Here is a 22932-nt window from a genome sequence, read left to right as displayed (position 1 = left end):
GGAGGAGAATTGTCAATGCATTACGATGTAGCTATTATAGGCGGCGGTCCCGGTGGGTACGTCGCCGCCATTTATTTAGGGAAAAAAAATAAAAAGGTGGCTTTGATAGAAAAGGGAGAATTGGGAGGAACCTGTTTAAACAAAGGTTGTATTCCAACCAAAGTACTCAGTCATAGTGCTGAATTTTATTCTTCAATACGAAAAGCTAAGAGTTTCGGAATTGAAGTTGAAAGTACTTCCATCAACTGGGAAATGTTGATGAAATACAAAGAAAAAGTAATAAAAACACTGCAAAAAGGAGTAGAAAATCTTTTAAGAGCTAATGGTGTAAATGTTTATAGTGGAGAAGCGGTTCTTGAAAGCGAAAAGGAAGTGAAAATTTTATTTAACGATAGGGAGCAAATAATAACCGCGGATAATATAATTTTAGCCTGTGGCTCAAAGCCATTAAAACCTCCTATTCCGGGCATCGATTTGCAAGGAGTTTTGACAAGTGAAGAAATATTAAATCTGAGGGAATTACCCTCGTCACTTGCAATAATCGGCGGAGGAGTAATAGGATTAGAAATGGCTTTTATCTTTAATTCCTTTGGAGTGAAAACTACAGTAATTGAAATGCAGGATCGGCTAATACCTAATTTTGATAGAGAGATTTCTGAAGAAATAAAAAAGCATTTGCAAAGAGCTGGTATTAACATATATGTAAATTCGAAAGTTTTAAAAATAGAGGAAAATAGTAGTGGTCTAAAGGTTGTGGTGGAATCAGAAAAAGAAATAAGGGAATATGCGGTTGAAAAAATACTTGTTTCGGTAGGGAGAAAGCCGGATTTTAGTTCGGTAGTTAAACTCAATATTGAAAAAAACGAAAAAGGGATACTGGTGAATGAAAGAATGCAGACAAACATAAAAAATGTATATGCAATTGGAGATATTGTTGGAAAATACCAGCTGGCTCATGTGGCTTCCCATGAGGGGATTGTTGCAGCAAAAAACATTCTTGGAGAAAACGAAAAAATGGATTATAAAGCCATTCCCTTTTGTGTATATTCCCACCCGGAAATTGCAAGTGTGGGCATGAGTGAAGATGAAGCTAAAAGAATTTACGGAGAGATAAAAGTGGGCAAATTTCCTTTCATTGCAAATGGACGGGCTTTAACTTTGGGACAAAATTCCGGTTTTGTAAAAATTATTTCTGAACCCAAATATAATGAGATACTGGGTGTTCATATGATAGGCCCAAACGTAACTGAACTTATTTCGGAGGCTGTACTTGCTATAAAATTAGAATGTACCGCGGAAGAATTGGTAAATACCGTGCATGCTCATCCAACCCTAAGTGAAGTGACTATGGAAAGTGCTTTCGATTTACTGGGTATTCCGATACATAAAATCAATTAGGAAAATATTGCAACTTCTTAAATTAAAAGTTATATTATATTTATAATAATCGTCAGGAGGTCCGGGGTATGGATGGTAAGACCTCGAGAATGGAGGCTGAGCTTTTTTGCCTGCATTGCAATAAAGAAACCCCGCATACAGTGTATTACGCAGGAAATATTTTGAAGAGGATAAAATGCGAGGAATGCGGTAGCGAAATAGAGATAAGAAGGGAAAAACTTCTTGAAAACTATGCCCTTGACTTTATTGAGAGGATTTTGACGAAACCTTACAGAATGACAAAAGAACTGGAAGGGGATTTAAAAAAATTTATCCTTTCCCTGCCCATTAGAATTGTTACCAAACCTTATCGAATTGTAAAAGAGGTGGAAGATATTTTAAAAAAAGAAGAATAGTTGGGGGGAGAATATGTATAAAGGTATTGCAGCTTCACCGGGTATAGCTATTGGGAAAGCTTTTATTTATAAGAACATTGAAGTGAAAGTTGAACAAAGATGGGTTAATGAGGATGAAGTTGAGGCAGAACTTCTAAAACTAAATAAATCCATAAATTTATCCAAAGAACAACTGCAACGGATAAAAGAAAATGCTCTGGAAAAATTAGGAGAAGATAAGGCCAGAATCTTTGAAGCTCATTTAATGGTTTTAGAGGACCCGGTTCTATTTTCAGAGATTGAGGAAAAAATAAAAAACGAAAAATTATGCGCTGAATTTGCAGTTAAAACGGTAATTGACGGATATATAGATATTTTTTCTTCTATGGAAGATGAATACATGAGAGAGAGGGCAGCGGATATTAGGGATGTAGGGGAAAGGATAATTAAAAATATTTTAGGCATCCCAATAAAAAGCTTATCGGAGTTAAATGATACGGTGATTGTTCTGGCAAAGGACTTAACCCCTTCCGATACCGCTCAGCTGGACAAAAATAAAGTGTTAGCCTTTGCTACCGATATGGGTGGCAGAACTTCTCATACCGCCATTATGGCAAGATCGCTGGAAATTCCTGCTGTAGTTGGGTTGCAGGAAGTCAGTGAAAAAGTAAAGGACGGAGAACTGGTTATTGTGGATGGTATAAACGGAATCTTAATAGTTAATCCCGATAGCGACACATTGAAAAACTACATGGACAAAAAAGATGAGTATTTAAAAATTAAAGAAGAAATGAAGGAACTTCTTTTTTTAAGTGCTGAAACTGTAGATAAAAAAAGAAGGGTAGAGTTATCGGCGAATATAGGTACTCCCAAAGATGTTAAGGGTGCCTTGGAAAATGGAGCGGAGGGTATTGGACTGTATAGAACAGAGTTTTTATATATGGATAGGGAGGACATGCCCTCGGAAGAAGAACAATATAAAGCTTATAAAGAAGTAGTTGAGGCAATGCAGGGTAAGCCGGTAATAATAAGGACCCTCGATATAGGAGGAGACAAAAAACTACCCTACCTTGAAATGCCCGAAGAATTAAACCCTTTTTTAGGGTTCAGAGCTATCAGACTGTGTTTGGATAGAAAAGATTTATTTAAAGTGCAATTAAGGGCGATTTTGCGAGCCAGTGCTCATGGCAAGATAAGGATTATGTACCCAATGATTTCCGGGATAGACGAGATAAGAAAAGCTAACCGGGTATTAGAAGAAGCCATGGAAGAACTGAAAAAAGAAGGAGTAGCCTTTGATGAAAATATAGAAGTAGGCATAATGGTAGAAATTCCTTCTGCCGCAGTGTGTGCGGATATTCTTGCCAAGGAAGTGGACTTTTTCAGTATTGGGACCAATGACCTTATTCAGTATACATTGGCAGTAGATCGAATGAACGAAAAAATCGCCTATCTTTATGAACCCTTTCATCCTGCAATAATAAGGCTTATAAAGAATGTAATTGATGCCTCGCACAGAGAAGGAAAATGGACGGGAATGTGCGGGGAAATGGCAGGAGAACCCCTGGCAGTACCGCTTCTTTTAGGTTTAGGGCTTGACGAATTTTCTATGAGCGCTACTGCAATACCTTTTGCAAAAAAGATAATAAGGTCCTTCGAATACGATGAAGCAAAAGAACTGGCGGAAAAAGTACTTTTAATGGAAAGTGCGGAGGATATCAGGTTACTAATAAAAGAAACTTGTAATAAAAAGGGAATTAACTTATAATAGTTCTTAGAATAAAATGAATAAAGTAAAGCTTCAGGTGCGGATTGCTTAATAGGGAATCAGGTGAAAGTCCTGAGCGGTCCCGCCACTGTAACCGGTGATGTACTGCAGTTTGCCACTGGGGAGTTATACCCCTGGGAAGGCGCAGGAAAGATGAACCGGGAGCCAGGAGACCTGCCTGAAGTTTTGTACTGAACCTTCGGAAGAAAGGGGGAGTACAGGTATTAATGGAGAAAAACCCAACTTTTCCTTCCCGAAAGGTTGGGTTTTTTAGTTACATAAAAAGTAATTTCTCAGGCTTGAATAAAAAATAAATTAAAAACATGCAATAAGAGGAGGAAGAACCGTGAAAAACAAAATTATTGTCAAAAATCTCTTAACAATTTTGTTAATAGCTGCCATTATTGTAGTTGGTTTGTCTGGCTGCAGCAAAAACAGCAAAAATAATGATTCGCAAAATTCAAATTCTAATAATGGACTTTTCCCTGTAACGTTAAAAGACAGCCTTGGCAGGGAGGTTAAGATTGAAAAGGAACCCTTAAGAATAATTTCTTTATCCCCCAGCAATACGGAAATATTATTTGCCCTGGGTTTAGGCGATAGGGTTGTAGGTGTTACAAACTATTGTGATTATCCCGGAGAAGCTAAAAGCAAAGAAAAAATAGGAGATTTTTCAAATCCTAATATAGAAAAAATAATATCGCTAAATCCGGATCTTGTACTTGCCACAACCATGCATGAAAAGCCAGTAAAAAGATTGGAAGAATTGAAAATACCGGTTATAGTGCTGGAACCAAAAAATATTGAAGAAATGCTTGATAGTTTGATTCTCGTAGGGAAGGCCACCGGAAGAGAAAAGGATGCCACTGAACTTGTAAATTCTCTGAAAAAGAGAATAGATGCCGTAAAAGAGAAAGTTTCATCTATACCTGAGGATAAAAAACCTACTGTATTTTATGAATTATGGCCTTCACCCATTACCACTGTCGGGCCGGGGACTTTTGTAGATGACCTTATAACCAAAGCGGGTGGGAAAAATATTGCAGGCGATTCGGATAAGCCTTATCCCGTTTATGGACAGGAAGTAATAATAGCTAAAAATCCTGATATTATAATATTTTCTCATCACGGTACTAACGGTGTAAATGAACAGACAAAAGAAGACATTCTTAAAAGACCCGGTTGGAGCAATATCAATGCAGTAAAAAATGACAAGGTATTTTACGTGGATGAAAATATTATTCAAAGACCCACACCGAGACTGGTGGATGGGTTGGAACAATTTTCAAAAATTATACATCCAGAGATTTTTAAATAATTACCGGAGGGGAAGATGTTCCGTAAAATTACGAAAAGGTATATCTATTTTCTATTAATATTATTAATTTTCCTGGGAAGCGTAATATCCATAAGTATAGGTGCCTTTTATATACCGGCAAAAAAGATACCCCTGATCCTGTTATCCTTATTTACTAAAAGAGAATATGACTTAACTTTTGCGGAAAAAGTTATAATTCTTAATTTCAGGCTTCCCAGGATAATACTTTCTTTTATTGTGGGGGCTGAACTTTCCTGTGCAGGAGTAATTTATCAGGGAATGTTCAGGAATCCTTTAACCGATCCTTACGTTATTGGGGCGTCGTCGGGAGCATCCTTAGGAGCTTCGGTAGCTATATTGTATTTTCAAGGTATGAATTTTATTGGAATGAACGCGACCCCTTTTTTTTCTTTTCTTGGCGCTCTTTTTGCAGTATTTCTCGTATGGTCTATAGCACGAATTGGTGGGAAAACCCTTTCATTTTCAATTTTGCTTTCGGGAATAGCTGTTAGCAGTTTTCTTTCAGCTATTGTGTCGTTTCTCATGTACGCTTCAGGAGAAAAATTAAAAAACATTTATTTCTGGCATCTGGGCAGCTTTTCTTATCAGGGATGGAAGGAAGTGATTATTAACCTTCCTTATGGAATAACAGGATTTTTAGCGGGTTTATTTATTTTAAGAGGACTGAACGTCTTGCAACTGGGCGAAGAAACTGCTTTTTTCACCGGGGTGGACGTGGAATTATTAAAAAAACTATGTTTGATTTCAGCTTCTCTACTTACCGCTTCTGCAGTTGCTTTTTGTGGTATAATTGGGTTTGTGGGTCTCATTATACCCCATATTTCAAGACTAATAATAGGCCCAGACCATAGAAATCTATACGTTTTTTCTGCTTTATTTGGTGGACTTTACCTTATGGTGATGGATACCCTTGCAAGAGTGATTATAGCCCCATCTGAAATGCCCGTAGGTATAATCACAGCTTTAGTGGGTGGGCCTTTCTTTCTATATCTATTGATAAAAAATAGGAAAATAGATTTTTCATAAGTTTCGGGAGGATTAAAAGATGATAATTTTTATCACCGGAGGGGCAAGAAGCGGGAAAAGCTCTTTTGCGGAAAAATTGGCAAGAGAAACTGACGGCAGGGTAATTTATATTGCTACCGCTGAAGCAAAGGATGAAGAAATGGAGAAAAGAATAGAGAATCATAAAAAAAGAAGACCCGAAAACTGGATAACCATTGAAGAACCACTTTACGTTTCTAAGGTGTTGGAAAAAATCAAAAAAGAAAATTATATTGACGATGTAAAATTCGTACTATTAGACTGTATTGCCCTTTATACTTCAAACTGGATTTTAAAGGATTTTTCTGAAAATATATTTTTACAGGAAAGAATCCGGGGAGAATTTTTGAAAGAATTAGAAGAAATGCTTAAAAACGCGAGAAAGTTGAATGCCAAGTTTATTATAGTCTCAAATGAAGTAGGTTTAGGGATTGTTCCCGAATACCCATTAGCAAGATTTTACAGAGACCTTCTGGGTGAAGCCAATCAAAGAATTGCTGAAGCTTCGGAAGAAGTTTATTTTATGGTTTCGGGTATTCCTTTAAAGATTAAATAGAGGTGGTATCTTTGTCTTTATATGCAGCTCTTTTGTTTTTAACCCGATTTCCTCAATTTTTAAAAAAGCCAATCACCGAAAAAGATTTACAGCGATCGGTGTGTTTTTTCCCTTTAATCGGTGCATTTATTGGAGTTATTTTATATATAATTTTTTTTGCATTAAAAGGCTTACTGGAAGAATCTTTCCTTTGTGCGTTAATTTTAACTGCAGAAACCGTCATTACGGGCGGTATCCATCTGGATGGGCTTGCGGATACTTCTGATGGTATATTCAGTGGAAAGGAAAGGGACAAAAAGCTGGAAATAATGAAAGATAGCCGAATCGGTGCTTTTGGGGTAATTGCAATAGTTTTAGATTTTCTTTTAAAGTTTTCGGGTATTTTGTCTATTTTAAAAGAAAATCCCCTTTTATTAATAATTGTACCGGTTGCCGGAAGATGGCTTATTAGTTATGGTATCGTTTTCTTTCCCTATTTAAGGGAAAAAGGCCTGGGCAAGGCTTTCAATTGCGGAAAAGACAGGATAAGATTTTTTATATCTTCATTTATATGTGTTATTATATGCGGTATAATTTTGAAAGTGAAAGTATTTTACTTTTTAACGACATTAATTTTTTCGGGTCTTATATTTAGTTTTTACATAATGAAAGAATTAAAAGGAATGACCGGTGATACTTATGGAGCTTTGAACGAGGTTGGAGAAATATTTTCTTTATTAATTTTAATGCTGTTATATAAATAATATTGTTGGATGGGTGAAATTAATATGCCGAGAATTTTTCTTATTAGACATGGAGAAACCTTATGGAACAAAGAAACCCGATATCAGGGGCAGTTAGATATTCCTCTTAGTAAAGAAGGGGAGCAACAGGCCTGGAAATTAGCTAATGTATTTCGAGAGGAAAAAATTGAAGCAATTTATTCCAGTGATCTTACAAGAGCTATAAATACAGCAAAAATAATAAATAAATTTCACAATAAAAAAGTAGCGATAACCCCTCTTTTAAGGGAATTATGTTTTGGAAAATGGGAAGGCAAAACCTATGAAGAGCTTATGAAGGAAGAAAAAGACGAATATACTAAATGGCTTGATAATCCTTTTTGTTTACAACCACCCGGAGGAGAAAGCCTTTCAGAGTTAATAAATAGGGTGGATTATATACTTTCGGAAATGGCAAGATCCCACAAGGGAAATAAAAATATCCTTGTGGTGACCCACGGAGGCCCAATTAAAGCAGTGATATCCGCTATACTTGGGATAAATACCGAAGCCTTTTTTAAAATAAAAATAGGAAATGCTTCTATTACGGAGATTGTGGTAGAAGAAGATGGAGATATTAAAAAGAATGCTTTTATTGTGAAAATAAATGATACATGCCATTTAAAATAGGGAGTACGGTAAATATACCGTACTCCCTTTAATTATACTGCTTTCACTTCTTTTACCTGAGGAATTTCTTCCTTTAAGATTTGTTCGATTCCATTTTTCAAAGTCATTGTTGAAAAAGGACAACCAAAACAGCTACCCGTTAATCTTACCTTTACTATTCCTTCTTTTTCATCCACATCCACAAGTTCTACATCTCCGCCGTCTGCTTGCAGAGATGGACGAATCTTATTTAATACTTCTTGAACTTTTTCTTTCAAATTGATCCCATCCCTTCTTTAAAAGTTTTCCAGTTAATTATATCAAACATGTTAATTATTATAAAGAAGAATATCAACTATATTTAGTATTGACGCATAATAATTTTATATGATATAGTACCGCAAAAGTATATGCATAAATATGCAGAAAAAGGAGGAAAATAATTTGACCACCGGATACCTGAGAAAGGATTTATATGGGATAGAACCCTTTTTTGAAGAAAGACCCGATTTTATGATAAAATTAAATGCCAACGAATCATATTTTGATGTGCCGGATGATTTGAAGGATGAAATTTTCAACGAAGTAAAAAATAAACCCTTTAATTTATACAATGATCCGAATTCTGATGAGTTAAGAAAGTTATTATCTGAATACTGCGGCTTAGAAAAAGAGCAAATATTTGTAGGAAATGGGGCTGATGAAATAATAGCAGATATCAATTTTGCCTTTGCCGGACCGGAAAGTAAAGTTTATATTTTTGCACCTACCTTTCCCAGCTATGAGGTTTTTGCAAAAATTTCGGGGGCAGAGGTTATTAATATTCCACTGGTAAAAATAAAAGACAAAGAATTTTATAGATTCGATATAGATTTAAATGAATATTATTATAGATTAAAAAAAGATTCCATGGGGAACAAAAACAAAGTACTATTTATTTGTTCTCCAAACAACCCTACGGGTGACTATTTTAATGAAGAGGCAGTAAAAGAAATAATTGAAAGCTTTGATGGGATAATCTGCATTGATGAAGCGTATTTTGAATTTGGTGGTAAAACGTACCGAGATATGATCTTTGAACATGAAAATCTGATTATAATAAGAACCATGTCAAAAATTTTTTCCATAGCCGGCTTAAGAATAGGATATGCGATGGGAAACAAAGAAATAATTAGAGAACTTTTTAGGGTCAAACTTCCGTTCAATGTAAACCTTTTTTCACAGACTGCTGCTTCATTGATAATAAAAAACAGGGAAAGATTTTTAAATAATACTCGTGAAATAATTAAAGAGAGGGACAGAATGATAGAGGAATTGATGAACATAAAGAATATCAGGATATTTACTACTTCTACAAATTTTATTTTATTAGAATCAAATATCGAAGCAAAGAAAGTTTTTGAGGAACTTTTTAAAAGGGGAATATTGGTGAGGATTTATAACAGTGAAGCATTAAAATTTTCATTTAGGGTTTCGGTGGGGAAAAGAGTAGAAAATAATAAATTTATTAAAGCTCTCAAGGAGATATTAGAAGAAGCCAATGCATAAAGGTAATTTTTTTTGGAAATTATAAGAAAAAAGTCTTTTTGGAGGTATTTATATGGGAAGAAAAAAACCGGTTAACCCAAAATCTAAGGATGAACTGGAAAGTTTAAAGGAGGAAGTTGCAAAAGAGCTTCATTTGGATGATGATATAAAAAAGAGGGGATACGAAAATATGACTACAAGAGAGGTAGGTAAAATTGGTGGACATATGGTTAAAAAGATGATAAATCTTGCAGAAGAAGAAATGGATAGAAAGGATGGAAAAATAGATTTAAAAAAGGAAGAAAAAGAGTAAATTATAAGAGCTATAAAATGCAATAACAAGAAATAAGGAAAAAACATGCGTATATATAAAAAAAGTGACAAATTTCCCTGCAAATTAAGCAAATTTGGCTTTGACACTCTATAAATTATCGGGTATACTAAGAATTGTCTCGCGGGCGGATAGCTCAGCTGGGAGAGCACATGCCTTACAAGCATGGGGTCACAGGTTCGAGCCCTGTTTCGCCCACCATGCGCGGCCCAGTAGTTCAGTAGGTTTAGAACGCCAGCCTGTCACGCTGGAGGTCGAGGGTTCGAGCCCCTTCTGGGTCGCCATATTTTTTGAGCCTTGGTAGCTCAGTCGGTAGAGCAGAGGACTGAAAATCCTCGTGTCGGTGGTTCGATTCCGCCCCAAGGCACCATCAAAATGCGGAAGTGGCTCAGCGGTAGAGCATCGCCTTGCCAAGGCGAGGGTCGCGGGTTCAAATCCCGTCTTCCGCTCCATTTTTTTATTTACGGCGGCATAGCCAAGTGGTAAGGCAGAGGTCTGCAAAACCTTTATTCCCCAGTTCGAATCTGGGTGCCGCCTCCATAACTTAATCTGCCGGGGTGGCGGAACAGGCAGACGCACAGGACTTAAAATCCTGCGGGTAGAAATACCCATACCGGTTCGATTCCGGTCCCCGGCACCACTTGTAAAATAAGAAAAGTAATAGTAATGAAAATAAATAATTTTTATGATAAAAAAGATGAGTAATCTTTTTTTATTTTTTTGCTATAAATAAAAGTTACAAATTATTATAAGCACTTTATCGGGTGTTTATCATAACGCATCTAGTAAAGTGCTTTTTTATTTTTAAAAGCAAACCAAATTTTAGTATAAAAATTATTTTTAAAAATTATTTTTAACAATAATTTAATTTTACTTGTATCCTGTAAACATTTGACTTTTATTGAATATTATGATATCGAAGGAGGGATACGTATGATAATTTATATTGTGCAACCCGGAGATTCGCTTAATTTAATAGCTTCACGGTTTGGAGTATCGGTTAAAGACATATTAAGACATAACTGGGTACGCGATGACCTCACAATTTACCCCGGTCAATTTCTTTTTATTCCGAGAAATGGCCATGATGATTATGACGAACATCATCCATTTACAATGATGAATCCTGTTATAAGGCATGAAGCTTTTTATGAAGTTCAACCGGGTGATACCTTGAGCCGCATTGCAGCATTATTCGATACTACGGTAGAGGCGATTGTACAGGCAAATAACCTCAGGGGCCCTGAGGAAACCATATATCCGGGTCAGGTCCTTAGAATACCAATAATTGAATTTAAATAAAAATCAGCAAGATACTAAGAGTGGTTTGTACCACCCTTAGTATCTTTTAACATATTATCATAAAAACTTGACTTATTTATCGACAATATGATAAAATAAAAAACGCAAATAAATACAAAATTTGTGGGCGCTTAGCTCAGTGGGAGAGCACTTCCTTGACGCGGAAGGGGTCGTAAGTTCAATCCTTACAGCGCCCACCATTTTTTTTATTTACGATTTGTTAATTTCAGGAAGCCCTCCCTTTCTTTTGTCGTATATGCTTTGTTACCATGAAATATAATAGTAAAAAGGGAAGGGAGTGGTTTGCGTGAAATGTTTCTCCATAGGAACATTTCATGATATATATTTTTTTGAAAAAGAAATTAGAAACCTTATTGATGAATTGAAAAAAAATAAAATAAATACTTTCCTAATTAAAGAAGAGAAGGAACCGCTTAGTTTTTATAAATTATATTACGAGTTAAACGGTGATGAAGGTAAAATATTATTAAAGAATAAGTTATCAGAAACTATTAGCAGAATAATAATAAATTTTTGGGAACCGAGAGTAATTTGCGGGATATTGGATAAAATACATTTTTACTTAAAACCGGAAGACAGGGCAAGAACTTATGAAATAGCCTTAAAAATATTGTCCGAAAGTAAAGAACCGGCTCTTGTAATTCCGAATTATAATGAAAGAAAAGAAAAAATTAAACAAAAGGTTAAAGAATATATAGAAGAAAATGAAATTTTTATTATAGAAGGGTTTATTAACTTTAGGTTAAAAAGTTATATAGATATAATTGAAGAAGCTGTAGATAAGGCCGTCGATGAGCTTTTAATAGAAAAGGAATACAAAGACTTCATGGCTCTGTTAAAATTTTTTGTAAAAAATTTGGAACCTAAAAAAGAAGTGGTTAATTTATTTTTTAAGGGAAGGGAAGTTCTACTTCTTGATGGGGAATTAAAAGATATTAAGGATAATGAGATAGAAGATTTATTAAATAAAAATGGATCGTTGAGTAAGGACGATATTTTGATAAGCTTGTTAATAAATCTCGCTCCCAAAAAGATAGTCATTCACGGAGAGATACTGGATTCGAAAAGGGATGTTTACGATGCTGTTTTAAATATTTTTGAAGAAAGGGTTACTATTTGCGAAGATTGCATTCTCTGCAGTAAGGTGAAACCAAAAAAATAGGGTATGGTGATTGCATTGAAATTTTATTTTTTTTTAATTGCTATGCCGATTATAGGGGGGTTTATAGGCTGGATTACCAATCTACTTGCCATAAAGTTAATATTTTGGCCTATCCAACCGATAAATATTTTTGGGATTAAATTTCAAGGAATTATTCCCAAAAGACGATTTGAAATAGCTAAAAATATCGGAATTGCTTTAGAGAGCGAAATTTTATCCTTTGAAGAATTTGCTGCCCTGCTAACCAGCAGCTCTTTAAAATATGAAATTTTAGATAAGATAAAATATATTCTTAATGACCGAATTATAGACAAACTACCTTTATTTATACCAAAAAAAATAGTTTCGAATTTTTTTAATGAAGCTATTGATTATTATGGTATGCCCGTAATAGAAGATTTAAAAAATGACATAATGAACAAAGCGAGAGAAGAAATAAAAATAGGCAAGCTTGTAGAAGAAAAAATAAATTCCTTTGATATCATAAAGTTGGAAGAATTGATAATAAAACTTTCAAAGAGAGAGTTAAGGCAGATAGAAATTTTAGGAGGATTGATAGGTTTTTTTATAGGCCTTCTTCAAGCGCTGGTATCGGTATTTTTAAAGATGTAAATTTTTCTTGACATTTTTATGCTTTTTATTATCATATAATTAAAACTTAAAAGTTAGGCAATGAGGAGACGAGTAAGCTTGTGATTTCTCCCAGAGAGGGGCGAAAAGGTGGAAAAGCCCTGAGAATAGCAAGCTGAAGACCACCTCCGAGCCATTGGGCATGCCCTTTATAGCTAAAGAGTAATTAAGTAGGGTGGAACCACGGGAGATAACCTCTCGTCCCTTGATTCGGGGGATGAGAGGTTTTTTTAGTATAAAATTCAAAGGAGAGGGTTTAATATGGAATTAATTAGAGTAAAGGTCGATGGAATTGAAAGAGAAATAGAAAAGGGTATTACTGTTTTTGATTTAATTAAAATGTGTTTTCCCGACAAAAAAAAGACAGCTTTAGTGGCAGAAGTAAACGGTGTTGTGGTTGATCTAAGTACTAAATTAAATCGGGATGGAGAAATAAAAATTTTGACCTTTGAAGACGAAGAGGGGAAAAGGGCTTACAGACATTCTACTTCTCATGTGCTTGCGCAGGCGGTTAAAAGATTGTATCCAGAAACCAAGCTTGCCATTGGACCAGCTATTGAAGATGGGTTTTATTACGATTTTGACAGGGATGAAAGTTTCTCTACGGAAGACTTTCAAAAAATAGAGAAAGAAATGAAAAAAATAATTGAAGAAAACCTTCCTATTGAGAGAATTGAAGTTACAAAGGAAGATGCTATCGAGCTCCTTAGAAAAATGGGTGAGCCTTATAAGATTGAATTGCTGGAAAATTTACCTGAAGACGCGACGATTAGTTTTTACAGACAGGGAGAGTTCATTGACCTTTGTGCTGGGCCTCACGTTCCTTCTACAGGTTATATTAAGGCATTTAAACTTACAAGCTTGGCCGGTGCCTACTGGAAGGGCGATGAAAAAAACAAAATGTTGCAGAGAATTTACGGTACCTCCTTCCCTGATAAAAAACAACTGGAAGAGTATATTTTCAGAATAGAAGAAGCTAAGAAAAGGGATCACAGAAAATTGGGGAAAGAACTCGGTATATTTAGTTTGCACGAAGAAGGTCCTGGTTTTCCTTTCTTTCACCCAAAAGGAATGGTATTGTGGAACCTGTTGATAGATTTTTGGAGAAGGGAACATAAAAAACGTGGGTATCAGGAAATAAAAACACCGATAATTCTAAATGAAGAATTATGGAAGAGATCGGGGCACTGGGATCATTATAAGAAGAATATGTATTTTACTACAATTGATGAACAGGGTTTTGCTATAAAACCCATGAACTGTCCAGGAGGAATGCTTCTTTATAAAACGGATGTGCACAGTTATAAGGAACTTCCTTTAAAACTTGCTGAACTTGGAATCGTTCACCGGCATGAATTGTCCGGAGTTCTTCATGGCCTTTTAAGAGTGAGATGTTTTACTCAAGATGATGCTCATATTTTCATGATGCCTTCACAGATTGAAGATGAGATTCTGGGAGTAATTGACCTGGTAGATTATTTTTATAAGGTATTCGGCTTTGAATATCATGTGGAACTGTCTACAAGGCCGGAAAATTCAATGGGTTCCGATGAACTATGGGAGAAGGCTACGAATGCACTGAAAGGCGCTTTAGAAAAGAAGGGATTAAATTACAAAATAAATGAAGGAGATGGTGCTTTTTACGGGCCTAAAATAGATTTTCACTTAAAAGATAGCATTGGAAGAACGTGGCAATGCGGCACAATACAGCTTGATTTTATGATGCCGGAGCGCTTTGACCTGAATTATATAGGTCCTGATGGGGAAAAACACAGGCCCGTAATGATTCACCGGGTAGTCTTTGGCAGCATAGAGAGATTTATAGGTATTTTAATCGAACATTATGCAGGGGCATTTCCTGTATGGCTTTCTCCTGTGCAGGTAAGGGTTTTACCTATTAGCGAAAAATATCTTGAATATGCAAGAAAGGTAAAGGAAATTTTAGATGAACATGATATTCGCGTAGAGTTGGATGAAAGGAATGAAAAAATTGGTTACAAAATTCGTGAAGCCCAGCTTCAAAAGATTCCTTACATGATAATAGTAGGTGAAAAGGAAGAATCGAGCAACACAATTTCGGTAAGGAACAGGGAAAAAGGAGATCTTGGAAATTACACAATAGAAAACTTTATTAATGAGGTAAAAGAAAAAGTAAAAAATAAACAATAATCATTGACATTAAAATCGGTAAATGATATATTAGTTTACGTGAATGGTTATAGGCTTTTAAGTAGAAGGATACCACCTTCTCACCTTACGGCATTTGCTGATAAGGTTTACGCCTAAGGGTAATGCTTTATAAGCTTATTTCTATCTTTAGGCTTCAGGGGACAGGTGGATTTATCCTGTCCCTTAAATTTTTAGAAAAAATTTTTTGGAGGTGAACGATATTACAAAAGAAAAAGAATTAGAAGTAAACCATGAAATAAAAGCAAAAGAAGTAAGGGTAATAGATGTAGATGGGAAACAATTGGGGATAATGCCTATTAAAGAAGCCCTTCGCCTCGCTCAAGAAAGACAGTTAGATTTAGTAAAAGTAGCTGCAAATGCAAAACCACCGGTATGCAAGATAATGGATTACGGTAAATACAAATATGAGATGAGCAAGAAAGAAAAGGAAGCGAGGAAAAATCAAAAGGTAATTAATATAAAAGAGATACGTATGAGTCCCAGTATAGAAACCCACGACTTTATGGTAAGGGTAAAAAGTGCCCTCAGATTTTTAGAAGATGGTAATAAAGTAAAGGTTACGATAAAGTTCAGAGGAAGGGAAATAGCACATTCGCAAATCGGGGAAGAGGTATTAAAAAGATTTGCCGAAAGTGTAAAGGAAAAAGGTGAGGTAGAAAAGCCTCCTACTATTGAAGGTAGGAATATGATTATGATGCTTGCACCAAAACAAAATACATTGGGTAAGGAGTGAAACCAATGCCAAAAATTAAGACTCATAGGGGTGCTGCAAAGAGGTTTAGTTTGACAAAATCGGGGAAGATTAAAAGAGCAAAAGCTTACAAAAGCCATCTGCTTACTCATAAGTCCAAAAAAAGGAAGAGAAATCTCAGAAAGCCTGCTTTTGTTAGCAGTGCCGATTATAAACGCGTAAAGAAATTAATACCCTATAAATAAAATAATAATTCATTGAGGTGATTAAAATGCCAAGGGTTAAAAAAGGTGTAACGGCAAGAAGAAGACATAAAAAGATACTAAAACTGGCTAAGGGATATTTTGGAGCTAAAAGCAAGAGATTTAGAATTGCGAACCAGGCTGTCATGAAGTCCCTTATGTATTCTTATATAGGTAGGAAACTAAAGAAGAGGGACTTCAGAAAGCTGTGGATTACCAGAATTAATGCGGCTGCCAGGACAAATGGATTATCCTACAGCAAATTCATAAATGGATTAAAAAAGGCTGGAATTCAAATTAATAGAAAGATACTGGCCGAAATGGCCGTAAATGATCATAAAGGATTTACTCAGCTGGTAGAAATAGCAAAAGCAAATCTAAAATAAAAGCGGCTTTTAGAGTCGCTTTTTCTCCTTTTTGGGAGGCGATTAAAAATTTTAGTACTTTCGCAAAAAATAAGATTAAAACCTGCCCAGATTTTGGTACTGGGATTTGCAGCAGTTATACTAATTGGCACCATTTTGCTTTCCCTGCCTTTTGCGGCAAAGAGCGGGGAAAGCGTGGGTATTTTAAACGCTTTTTTTACGGCAACTTCTGCCGTATGTGTGACCGGTCTTGTGGTGGTTGATACTTATACCACTTATAGCCTTTTTGGGCAGTTAGTCATCCTCATTTTAATTCAGACCGGTGGGCTCGGATTCATGACAATGGCTACTTTAATATTTTTTATTCTGGGTAAAAGGATTACGTTAAGGGAAAGACTTGTTATACAGGAAGCCCTAAATCAAATGCATATTTCAGGGGTAGTCAAACTGGCAAAATACGTTATAACAACAGCGATATTTTTTGAATTATGCGGTGCGGCTTTGTTATCCATCAGGTTTATACAAATGTACGGTCTTTTAAAAGGAATTTACTATGGAATTTTCCATGCGGTTTCTGCATTTAATAATGCTGGATTTGATTTGATAGGAGATTTCAGGAGTTTTACACCTTTCGTGCTGGATCCACTAATCAATATAGTAGTTATGAGCCTGATAGTTATAGGAGGCTTGGGATTCAGCGTAATCCATGAAATATTTTCCGTAAGGGATTTTTACAAGCTGAGCCTTCATTCAAAAATAGTAATTACGATGACTGCTATCCTTTTATTAACGGCCTTTTTTATATTCTTGCTTCTGGAATATTCTAATCCGAGAACCTTAGGACAACTGCCCTTAGGAGGGAAAATTTTAGCCGCAGCTTTTCAATCGGTAACACCTAGAACCGCTGGTTTTAACACTATAAGTTTATCGGACATGACTTTACCGGCTAAGCTTTTTACGATTTTTTTAATGTTTATCGGAGCATCACCCGGCTCAACGGGTGGCGGTGTAAAAACTTCAACTTTTTTTATTGTGATTCTTCTAATTTATACCGTTGTTGTAAACAAAGAAGAGGTAGAAATATATAACAGGAGAATCTCCATAGAAAATGTTTACAGGGCAATAGTTATTGTCGTAATTTCCTTTTTGTTGATTTTTAGTATTACATTTTTGCTTACAATTACTGAAAAAGGAGAAGATCTGCTAACAATAGTATATGAGGCTACTTCGGCGTTTGGGACGGTAGGACTTTCTCTTGGTTTAACCCCTAAGCTTTCAAGTGCGGGCAAATTATTGATAATAATCCTTATGTTTACTGGAAGGGTTGGACCACTTACCATTGCTATGGCTCTGGCAAGTTCTAAAAAAACTGCATTATATAAATTTCCTGAAGACAGGATACTGGTAGGATAATACAATGTAATCCCATAGGGAGGATTTTTATGAAACAATTTGTAGTAATAGGGCTGGGACGTTTTGGATCCAGCGTAGCAAAAACTTTATACAAGTTAGGGTATGATGTTTTAGGAATTGATAGCAGCGAAGAAATTGTTCAATCAATGGCCGATTCTATTACCCATGCGGTTCAAGCTGATGCCACTGATGAAAATACGATGAAAGCACTGGGGATTAGGAACTTTGATGTGGGGATTGTAAGCATAGGCAACGATATTCAATCAAGCATTCTCGTAACGTTGATACTAAAAGAATTGGGACTCAAGTATGTGGTGGCCAAAGCAAATAATGAACTTCATGGTAAAGTACTATATAAAATAGGCGCGGACCGAGTGGTATTCCCTGAAAGGGATATGGGAATTCGGGTGGCCCACAATTTAGTTTCTTCCAATATTTTGGACTACATCGAGCTTTCACCGGATTTTTCTATTGTAGAAATTGAGGCATTACCCGAATGGTATAACAAAACCTTGAGAAACCTTGATATGAGGGTTAAATATGGATTGAATGTAATGGCAATAAAAAGAAATGATGATATAATTGTAGCTCCTGGAGCTGACGATATAATCCTGGAAAAGGATATTCTGGTGGTTGTGGGTAAAAATAAGGATATAGAAAAAATAGAAAAATCAATTTAAAAGATTCCGGGAGAAAACTATGTACGAGAATTTAAGTAAAGGTTTAAAAAATAAAATAATTTCTGCTTCAAATATGAAAAGTTACAGAGAAAGGCACGGTATATTTGTTGCAGAGGGTATTAAATGTGTAAAGGAAGCGGTTAATTCCGATTATAGAATAGAGTTTATTGCGGTTTCGGAAAGTTTTGTTCGATCAAAAAATGATTTTTTGAAGGAAATGAATAAAAAAGGGATAAGAGTATATCGCTTGTCGGATGAAGATTTTAAAAATATTTCATCTACCGAGTCTCCTCAGGGAGTAATAGCGCTAATAAGAAAAAGAGATATTGAACCTTTAAATTTAATAAAGGAAGATGTTTTAAATCCTTCCCCCATGTTTATTGCTTTAGAGGATGTCAGAGATCCAGGTAATGTGGGAACTATAGTGAGAACAGCTGATGCGGCAGAAGTAAAAGCTGTAATCTTAAGCAATGGATGTGCAGATTTATATAATCCTAAAACGGTGCGTTCCACGATGGGCTCTATATTTCACATGGAAATTTCCGAAGTGGAGGATTTTACAAAAACTCTCCGGGAGTTTAAAAAAAAGGGCATAAAATTATTTACCGCAGATATTAGAGCTAAAAGAATTTACTTTGATTTAGATTTTACGGTTCCCTTTGTGCTGGTTCTGGGCAATGAATCAAGAGGTGTTTCTGAAAAGGTCGTAGAAATTTCCGATGAGCTTATAAAAATTCCTATAAGTACGCGCACAGATTCATTAAATGTGGCTGTAGCTGCAAGCATAATAATTTTTGAGGCGGTGAGACAAAGAAAAATCCTATCTCCTTGTAAATAAACGTTTTCTGTGCTATAATAGTTGCAAATGACAGGAAAGGGCGTGAAATATGCTCGCCGCTGAATTTTTTTGGAAGTTATTTGAGATAACGGGTTCAATTACAGCCTATCTAATATATAAAGAATTAGCCTTGGGACAGTATGGGAAGCTGAAATAAAGTTTCCCCGGGATGACGAAATACGGAGGCGTAAGTTGCTTTCGTCCCTTACGGGGCGAAAGCTTTTTTACTAAAAGGAGGTATTTAAGGTGAAGGAAGAATTAATTGCATTAAAAAGTGAATTGGATGAGCTTTTAGGAAGTATTGATGATCTTACAGAGATTAATAGCTTAAGGGTTAAATTTTTAGGGAAAAAAGGTAAATTAACCGCTTTGATGAAAAAAATGGGGGAACTGCCTCCGGTAGAAAGACCGGTAATAGGACAACTGGTAAATAGGATTAAAGAGGAAATGGAATTTGCTATAGAAGAAAAAATTAAAACAATAAAAGAACAGATAAAAAAGGAAAAGATTGAAAAGGAAAAAATTGATGTAACCGTACCTACAAAAGTAATTTTAGGTCATCGACACCCCCTTACAATCGTTTTGAATGAAGTAATAAACTTTTTCTACGGTCTTGGATATGAGGTAGTGGAGGGCCCAGAAGTAGAATGGGATTATTACAACTTTGAAGCATTAAATATTCCAAAGGATCACCCCGCAAGGGATCTTCAGGACACTTTTTACATAACCGAAGATATTCTTTTAAGAACACATACTTCTCCTGTACAAATAAGGACGATGGAAAAATCAAAACCCCCTATTAAGGTAATAGTACCGGGAAGAGTATACCGATCCGATGCGGTGGATGCTACTCATTCGCCGGTTTTTCACCAGGTAGAAGGTTTGGTAGTAGGAGAAAGCGTAACCATGGCTGATTTGAAAGGTACATTGACGGCCTTTGCTAAAGCTATTTTCGGTGAAGAAAGAAAAACCAGATTCAGGCCGAGTTTTTTCCCTTTTACGGAGCCCAGTGCGGAAATGGATATATCCTGTATTTCCTGTAATGGTATAGGATGCCGTTTGTGTTCTTACACGGGCTGGATTGAAATACTGGGTTGCGGAATGGTGCATCCTAATGTTATCAAAAATGGAGGATACGACCCGGAAAAAGTTTCGGGATTTGCTTTTGGGATGGGATTGGAGCGTATTGCTTTATTAAAGTACAATATAGATGATATGAGATTGTTGTTTGAAAATGATTTAAGGTTCTTATCACAATTTTAAGGAGGTAATATAATGCTCTTTTCAATAAACTGGGCAAAAGATTTTATAAATATATCGGATGAGGCTGAGGCTATAGCAAAAAACCTGACGATGGTTGGATTTAACGCCGCATCGGTGGAACACTTAGGTAGAGAAATCAAAGGTATTGTCATAGGTCAGGTTTTAGAAATAAAAAAACATCCTAATGCACAAAATTTGAGGGTAGTTAGTGTAGATATAAAGGAAAAGATCTTGACAATTATAACTGCTGCTCAAAATGTAAAAGAAAAAGACAAGGTGGTTGTAGCTGTAGAAGGAGCGGTGCTTGCCGGTGGGAAGGAAATAGTCAAAAAAGATTTTATGGGAGTAATTTCGGAGGGAATGATATGCTCGGCTGAAGAAATCGGTTTAGACGATCATGGTCTTCCTCAGGAAATGCGTGAAGGTTTACTTATTCTTCCTGCGGATGCTCCGGTAGGAGATGATTTTAAAGCTTATTTTCCCCTTGAAGATAGCGTAATAGAATTTGAATTAACACCAAACAGGGCAGATTGTTTTAGCATATTAGGATTAACCAGAGAAATTGCCGCTTTTTACGATTATAAGTTGCAATATCCTTCCATTAAATTAAAAGAAGAAGGTAAGGAAGAAATAAATAAGAAAATTCAAGTTTCTATAAAAGACACGGATTTGTGTTTTAGGTACATAGCGAGAGTTATAGAGGATATCAAAATAGGTCCATCGCCTTTATGGATGCAAAGAAGGCTTCAAGCTTGCGGTGTAAGACCGATCAATAATATTGTGGATGTAACCAATTATGTAATGCTTGAGCTGGGCCAGCCCCTTCATGCCTTTGATTATGATAAAATTAAGGGTAAGGAAATAATTGTAAGAAGGGCTTCTAAAGGAGAAACAATTACTACTCTTGATGGAAAACAAAGAGAATTAAATGAAGAAATGCTGGTAATAGCAGATAAGGAAAGACCGGTTGCGATTGCAGGAATTATGGGAGGGGAAGATTCAGAGATTAAAGAAAATACAAAAACGGTTTTGCTGGAATCGGCTGTATTTTATGGTCCCAATATAAGGAGGACAGGGCGCGCCTTAGGACTGAGGACAGAAGCTTCCTTGAGGTTCGAAAAAGGACTTGATCCGGAAATCGCAATGCTCGCTTGTGAAAGAGCTTGTCAGCTGATAGAAGAATTAGGGATAGGAAAGATTTCAAAAGGGTATATTGATGTATACCCGGTTATTCAGGAAAAAGTACGTCTTAAATTGGACCATAAAAAGATAAACCGGTTGCTGGGAACAAATATTTCCCTTGATAAAATGGCCGAAATACTAAAGAAACTGAATTTTGAAGTCGGAGGAGAAAATGGAGAGCTATATGTTATACCTCCTTCTTACAGGAGGGATATTACCTGTATTGCAGATTTAGCTGAGGAAATAGCAAGAATTTATGGATACGATAATATTCCTTCGAGTTTACCTTCTGAAATTTCTACAGTCGGAAAAACGAAAAAGGTCCACAGGATAAAGTCAAGAGTAGAAGAATTACTTATAAATAATGGTTTTTCAGAAGTATACAATTATTCTATAATTAACCCCAGAAAATTAGACATGATAAGGGTTCCGGAAGGACATCCGCATAGAAAGGTGATTTCAATAATTAATCCTTTATCGGAGGAAATGAGTGTTTTAAGGACGACTTTATTACCGGGTATTATTGATGTAGTAAAATTTAACATTAATCAAAAGGCGGAAGAGGTAAAGATCTATGAGATTGGCAAAACATACCATACAGAATCCTTACCTTTGAAAGAACTACCCGAGGAAAAGACGAGGCTTATCCTCGGCATGTTTGGTAGCAATATAGATTTTTACGAAATAAAGAAAGTTATAGAAACCCTTCTGGCTGCTTTGAGGATAAGACAAGTAAAGTTTAAGAGGGCTGGATATTATGCTTTGCATCCGGGGAGATGCGCTGAAATATATTTAAACGATTATCTTCTGGGCGTTGCAGGGGAAATACATCCGGACGTAGCTGAAAACTACGAGCTGGAGGGTAAAAGAATTTATGTGGCAGAATTGGATTTTGATCTTTTAGTAGAAAAATCCGATGAGGTAATAAGGTATACACCACTTCCTAAATTTCCCCCGGCTGACAGAGATTTAGCCTTTGTCCTGGATGAAAATATAGAAGTGGCCGATGTGATTGAATTGATAAAGGAAACTGCAGGTCCTTTACTCGAGAATATTGAAATTTTCGACATATACAGAGGAGAAAAAATTCCGGAAGGGAAAAAGAGCGTAGCCTTTTCACTTTTATTCCGTTCTTATGAAAGAACTTTAAGAGATGAAGAGATAAACGAAATCCAGGATAAAATAATAAAAGCTGTAGAAGAAAAATTCTCAGGAAAATTAAGAGAAAGCTGAGCGGAGGGAAAAT

24 protein-coding genes, 7 tRNA genes and 1 riboswitch are annotated in these 22932 nt (G+C 35.9%); of the genes, 30 read left to right on the top strand and 1 reads right to left on the bottom strand.

Annotated elements, in window-relative coordinates; genetic code table 11:
* The first annotated feature begins 15 nt into the window (after window positions 1-15).
* The 8 genes from lpdA to cobC all read left to right on the top strand — a co-directional run bounded on the left by lpdA (window position 16) and on the right by cobC (window position 7870).
* The gene (gene lpdA, locus ATZ99_RS08495) at window positions 16-1398 is read left to right on the top strand and encodes a dihydrolipoyl dehydrogenase (protein ID WP_068748811.1); all 1383 of its coding nucleotides are present in this window, start codon (window positions 16-18) and stop codon (window positions 1396-1398) included.
* Between the two features lie 68 nt (window positions 1399-1466).
* Entirely contained in the window at window positions 1467-1793 is a 327-nt protein-coding gene (locus ATZ99_RS08490; RefSeq protein WP_068748810.1) for a bh protein, read from the top strand.
* A 13-nt stretch (window positions 1794-1806) separates the two neighbouring features.
* Window positions 1807-3540, top strand: a complete 1734-nt coding sequence (gene ptsP, locus ATZ99_RS08485) for a phosphoenolpyruvate--protein phosphotransferase (RefSeq protein ID WP_068748809.1) — start codon at window positions 1807-1809, stop codon at window positions 3538-3540.
* An 18-nt stretch (window positions 3541-3558) separates the two neighbouring features.
* A riboswitch (cobalamin riboswitch) is annotated at window positions 3559-3736 on the top strand.
* Between the two features lie 150 nt (window positions 3737-3886).
* Complete coding sequence (locus ATZ99_RS08480) at window positions 3887-4858, top strand: ABC transporter substrate-binding protein (protein ID WP_068748808.1); 972 nt, start codon at window positions 3887-3889, stop codon at window positions 4856-4858.
* Between the two features lie 15 nt (window positions 4859-4873).
* A complete protein-coding gene (locus ATZ99_RS08475) occupies window positions 4874-5905 on the top strand; it encodes a FecCD family ABC transporter permease (protein ID WP_068748807.1) in 1032 nt (343 codons plus the stop codon).
* A gap of 19 nt (window positions 5906-5924) precedes the next feature.
* Complete coding sequence (gene cobU / locus ATZ99_RS08470; RefSeq protein ID WP_068748806.1) at window positions 5925-6479, top strand: bifunctional adenosylcobinamide kinase/adenosylcobinamide-phosphate guanylyltransferase; 555 nt, start codon at window positions 5925-5927, stop codon at window positions 6477-6479.
* Between the two features lie 11 nt (window positions 6480-6490).
* On the top strand, window positions 6491-7222 hold the full coding sequence (gene cobS / locus ATZ99_RS08465) for an adenosylcobinamide-GDP ribazoletransferase (protein ID WP_068748805.1): 732 nt from the start codon (window positions 6491-6493) through the stop codon (window positions 7220-7222).
* A gap of 24 nt (window positions 7223-7246) precedes the next feature.
* Window positions 7247-7870 (top strand): alpha-ribazole phosphatase, encoded by a 624-nt coding sequence (gene cobC, locus ATZ99_RS08460; protein ID WP_068748804.1) that lies wholly within the window; start codon window positions 7247-7249, stop codon window positions 7868-7870.
* Between the two features lie 32 nt (window positions 7871-7902).
* Here cobC and ATZ99_RS08455 read toward each other — a convergent pair whose 3' ends face one another.
* The gene (locus ATZ99_RS08455; protein WP_068748803.1) at window positions 7903-8127 is read right to left on the bottom strand and encodes a NifU family protein; all 225 of its coding nucleotides are present in this window, start codon (window positions 8125-8127) and stop codon (window positions 7903-7905) included.
* Window positions 8128-8293: 166 nt separating this feature from the next.
* On the opposite strand from ATZ99_RS08455, the gene hisC reads away from it, so the two are divergent.
* The 22 genes from hisC to pheT all read left to right on the top strand — a co-directional run bounded on the left by hisC (window position 8294) and on the right by pheT (window position 22919).
* Window positions 8294-9397: a histidinol-phosphate transaminase gene (gene hisC / locus ATZ99_RS08450; protein ID WP_068748802.1), complete on the top strand. Its 1104-nt coding sequence runs from the start codon at window positions 8294-8296 to the stop codon at window positions 9395-9397.
* A gap of 52 nt (window positions 9398-9449) precedes the next feature.
* Entirely contained in the window at window positions 9450-9689 is a 240-nt protein-coding gene (locus tag ATZ99_RS08445) for an alpha/beta-type small acid-soluble spore protein (protein ID WP_068748801.1), read from the top strand.
* Window positions 9690-9832: 143 nt separating this feature from the next.
* Window positions 9833-9908, top strand: a tRNA-Val gene (locus ATZ99_RS08440).
* 5 nt (window positions 9909-9913) lie between these two features.
* Window positions 9914-9991, top strand: a tRNA-Asp gene (locus tag ATZ99_RS08435).
* Between the two features lie 10 nt (window positions 9992-10001).
* Window positions 10002-10077 (top strand) — tRNA-Phe (locus ATZ99_RS08430).
* Between the two features lie 7 nt (window positions 10078-10084).
* Window positions 10085-10159, top strand: a tRNA-Gly gene (locus ATZ99_RS08425).
* Window positions 10160-10172: 13 nt separating this feature from the next.
* Window positions 10173-10247: transfer RNA gene (locus ATZ99_RS08420), tRNA-Cys, on the top strand.
* An 11-nt stretch (window positions 10248-10258) separates the two neighbouring features.
* Window positions 10259-10347, top strand: a tRNA-Leu gene (locus ATZ99_RS08415).
* 293 nt (window positions 10348-10640) lie between these two features.
* Entirely contained in the window at window positions 10641-11009 is a 369-nt protein-coding gene (locus tag ATZ99_RS08410) for a LysM peptidoglycan-binding domain-containing protein (RefSeq protein ID WP_068748800.1), read from the top strand.
* A 125-nt stretch (window positions 11010-11134) separates the two neighbouring features.
* Window positions 11135-11209, top strand: a tRNA-Val gene (locus ATZ99_RS08405).
* Window positions 11210-11316: 107 nt separating this feature from the next.
* Window positions 11317-12192 (top strand): putative sporulation protein YtxC, encoded by an 876-nt coding sequence (gene ytxC, locus ATZ99_RS08400; RefSeq protein WP_068748799.1) that lies wholly within the window; start codon window positions 11317-11319, stop codon window positions 12190-12192.
* A gap of 15 nt (window positions 12193-12207) precedes the next feature.
* Window positions 12208-12804 (top strand): DUF445 domain-containing protein, encoded by a 597-nt coding sequence (locus tag ATZ99_RS08395; protein ID WP_245641349.1) that lies wholly within the window; start codon window positions 12208-12210, stop codon window positions 12802-12804.
* A gap of 279 nt (window positions 12805-13083) precedes the next feature.
* The gene (gene thrS / locus ATZ99_RS08390; RefSeq protein WP_068748798.1) at window positions 13084-14991 is read left to right on the top strand and encodes a threonine--tRNA ligase; all 1908 of its coding nucleotides are present in this window, start codon (window positions 13084-13086) and stop codon (window positions 14989-14991) included.
* A gap of 211 nt (window positions 14992-15202) precedes the next feature.
* Window positions 15203-15745, top strand: coding sequence for a translation initiation factor IF-3 (infC, locus tag ATZ99_RS08385; protein WP_083947430.1), 543 nt, complete (start codon window positions 15203-15205; stop codon window positions 15743-15745).
* Window positions 15746-15750: 5 nt separating this feature from the next.
* Window positions 15751-15948 carry a 50S ribosomal protein L35 gene (gene rpmI, locus ATZ99_RS08380; protein ID WP_068748797.1) on the top strand — a complete coding sequence of 66 codons (198 nt, stop codon included), beginning with the start codon at window positions 15751-15753 and terminating at the stop codon, window positions 15946-15948.
* Between the two features lie 26 nt (window positions 15949-15974).
* Window positions 15975-16331 (top strand): 50S ribosomal protein L20, encoded by a 357-nt coding sequence (rplT, locus tag ATZ99_RS08375; RefSeq protein WP_068748796.1) that lies wholly within the window; start codon window positions 15975-15977, stop codon window positions 16329-16331.
* Between the two features lie 90 nt (window positions 16332-16421).
* Window positions 16422-17723, top strand: a complete 1302-nt coding sequence (locus tag ATZ99_RS08370; RefSeq protein WP_425428308.1) for a TrkH family potassium uptake protein — start codon at window positions 16422-16424, stop codon at window positions 17721-17723.
* Between the two features lie 29 nt (window positions 17724-17752).
* Entirely contained in the window at window positions 17753-18403 is a 651-nt protein-coding gene (locus ATZ99_RS08365; RefSeq protein WP_068748794.1) for a potassium channel family protein, read from the top strand.
* Between the two features lie 19 nt (window positions 18404-18422).
* Window positions 18423-19241, top strand: coding sequence for a 23S rRNA (guanosine(2251)-2'-O)-methyltransferase RlmB (gene rlmB / locus ATZ99_RS08360; protein WP_068748793.1), 819 nt, complete (start codon window positions 18423-18425; stop codon window positions 19239-19241).
* A gap of 49 nt (window positions 19242-19290) precedes the next feature.
* Window positions 19291-19398: a YqzL family protein gene (locus ATZ99_RS12325; RefSeq protein ID WP_083947423.1), complete on the top strand. Its 108-nt coding sequence runs from the start codon at window positions 19291-19293 to the stop codon at window positions 19396-19398.
* A gap of 89 nt (window positions 19399-19487) precedes the next feature.
* Window positions 19488-20504, top strand: coding sequence for a phenylalanine--tRNA ligase subunit alpha (gene pheS, locus ATZ99_RS08355; protein ID WP_068748792.1), 1017 nt, complete (start codon window positions 19488-19490; stop codon window positions 20502-20504).
* A gap of 12 nt (window positions 20505-20516) precedes the next feature.
* Window positions 20517-22919: a phenylalanine--tRNA ligase subunit beta gene (pheT, locus tag ATZ99_RS08350; protein ID WP_068748791.1), complete on the top strand. Its 2403-nt coding sequence runs from the start codon at window positions 20517-20519 to the stop codon at window positions 22917-22919.
* Window positions 22920-22932: the final 13 nt, after the last annotated feature.

The sequence above is a fragment of the Thermovenabulum gondwanense genome (assembly GCF_001601575.1).
Taxonomy (GTDB): domain Bacteria; phylum Bacillota; class Thermosediminibacteria; order Thermosediminibacterales; family Thermosediminibacteraceae; genus Thermovenabulum; species Thermovenabulum gondwanense.
This window is presented reverse-complemented; position numbering and strand designations above follow the sequence as displayed.

Bases quoted from the DNA above. Each gene is read 5' to 3' on its own strand.
- lpdA (WP_068748811.1), top strand. From the start codon at position 16: ATGCATTACGATGTAGCTATTATAGGCGGCGGTCCCGGTGGGTACGTC.
- ATZ99_RS08490 (WP_068748810.1), top strand. From the start codon at position 1,467: ATGGATGGTAAGACCTCGAGAATGGAGGCTGAGCTTTTTTGCCTGCAT.
- ptsP (WP_068748809.1), top strand. From the start codon at position 1,807: ATGTATAAAGGTATTGCAGCTTCACCGGGTATAGCTATTGGGAAAGCT.
- ATZ99_RS08475 (WP_068748807.1), top strand. From the start codon at position 4,874: ATGTTCCGTAAAATTACGAAAAGGTATATCTATTTTCTATTAATATTA.
- cobU (WP_068748806.1), top strand. From the start codon at position 5,925: ATGATAATTTTTATCACCGGAGGGGCAAGAAGCGGGAAAAGCTCTTTT.
- cobC (WP_068748804.1), top strand. From the start codon at position 7,247: ATGCCGAGAATTTTTCTTATTAGACATGGAGAAACCTTATGGAACAAA.
- ATZ99_RS08445 (WP_068748801.1), top strand. From the start codon at position 9,450: ATGGGAAGAAAAAAACCGGTTAACCCAAAATCTAAGGATGAACTGGAA.
- ATZ99_RS08410 (WP_068748800.1), top strand. From the start codon at position 10,641: ATGATAATTTATATTGTGCAACCCGGAGATTCGCTTAATTTAATAGCT.
- thrS (WP_068748798.1), top strand. From the start codon at position 13,084: ATGGAATTAATTAGAGTAAAGGTCGATGGAATTGAAAGAGAAATAGAA.
- rpmI (WP_068748797.1), top strand. From the start codon at position 15,751: ATGCCAAAAATTAAGACTCATAGGGGTGCTGCAAAGAGGTTTAGTTTG.
- rplT (WP_068748796.1), top strand. From the start codon at position 15,975: ATGCCAAGGGTTAAAAAAGGTGTAACGGCAAGAAGAAGACATAAAAAG.
- ATZ99_RS08365 (WP_068748794.1), top strand. From the start codon at position 17,753: ATGAAACAATTTGTAGTAATAGGGCTGGGACGTTTTGGATCCAGCGTA.
- rlmB (WP_068748793.1), top strand. From the start codon at position 18,423: ATGTACGAGAATTTAAGTAAAGGTTTAAAAAATAAAATAATTTCTGCT.
- ATZ99_RS12325 (WP_083947423.1), top strand. From the start codon at position 19,291: ATGCTCGCCGCTGAATTTTTTTGGAAGTTATTTGAGATAACGGGTTCA.
- pheT (WP_068748791.1), top strand. From the start codon at position 20,517: ATGCTCTTTTCAATAAACTGGGCAAAAGATTTTATAAATATATCGGAT.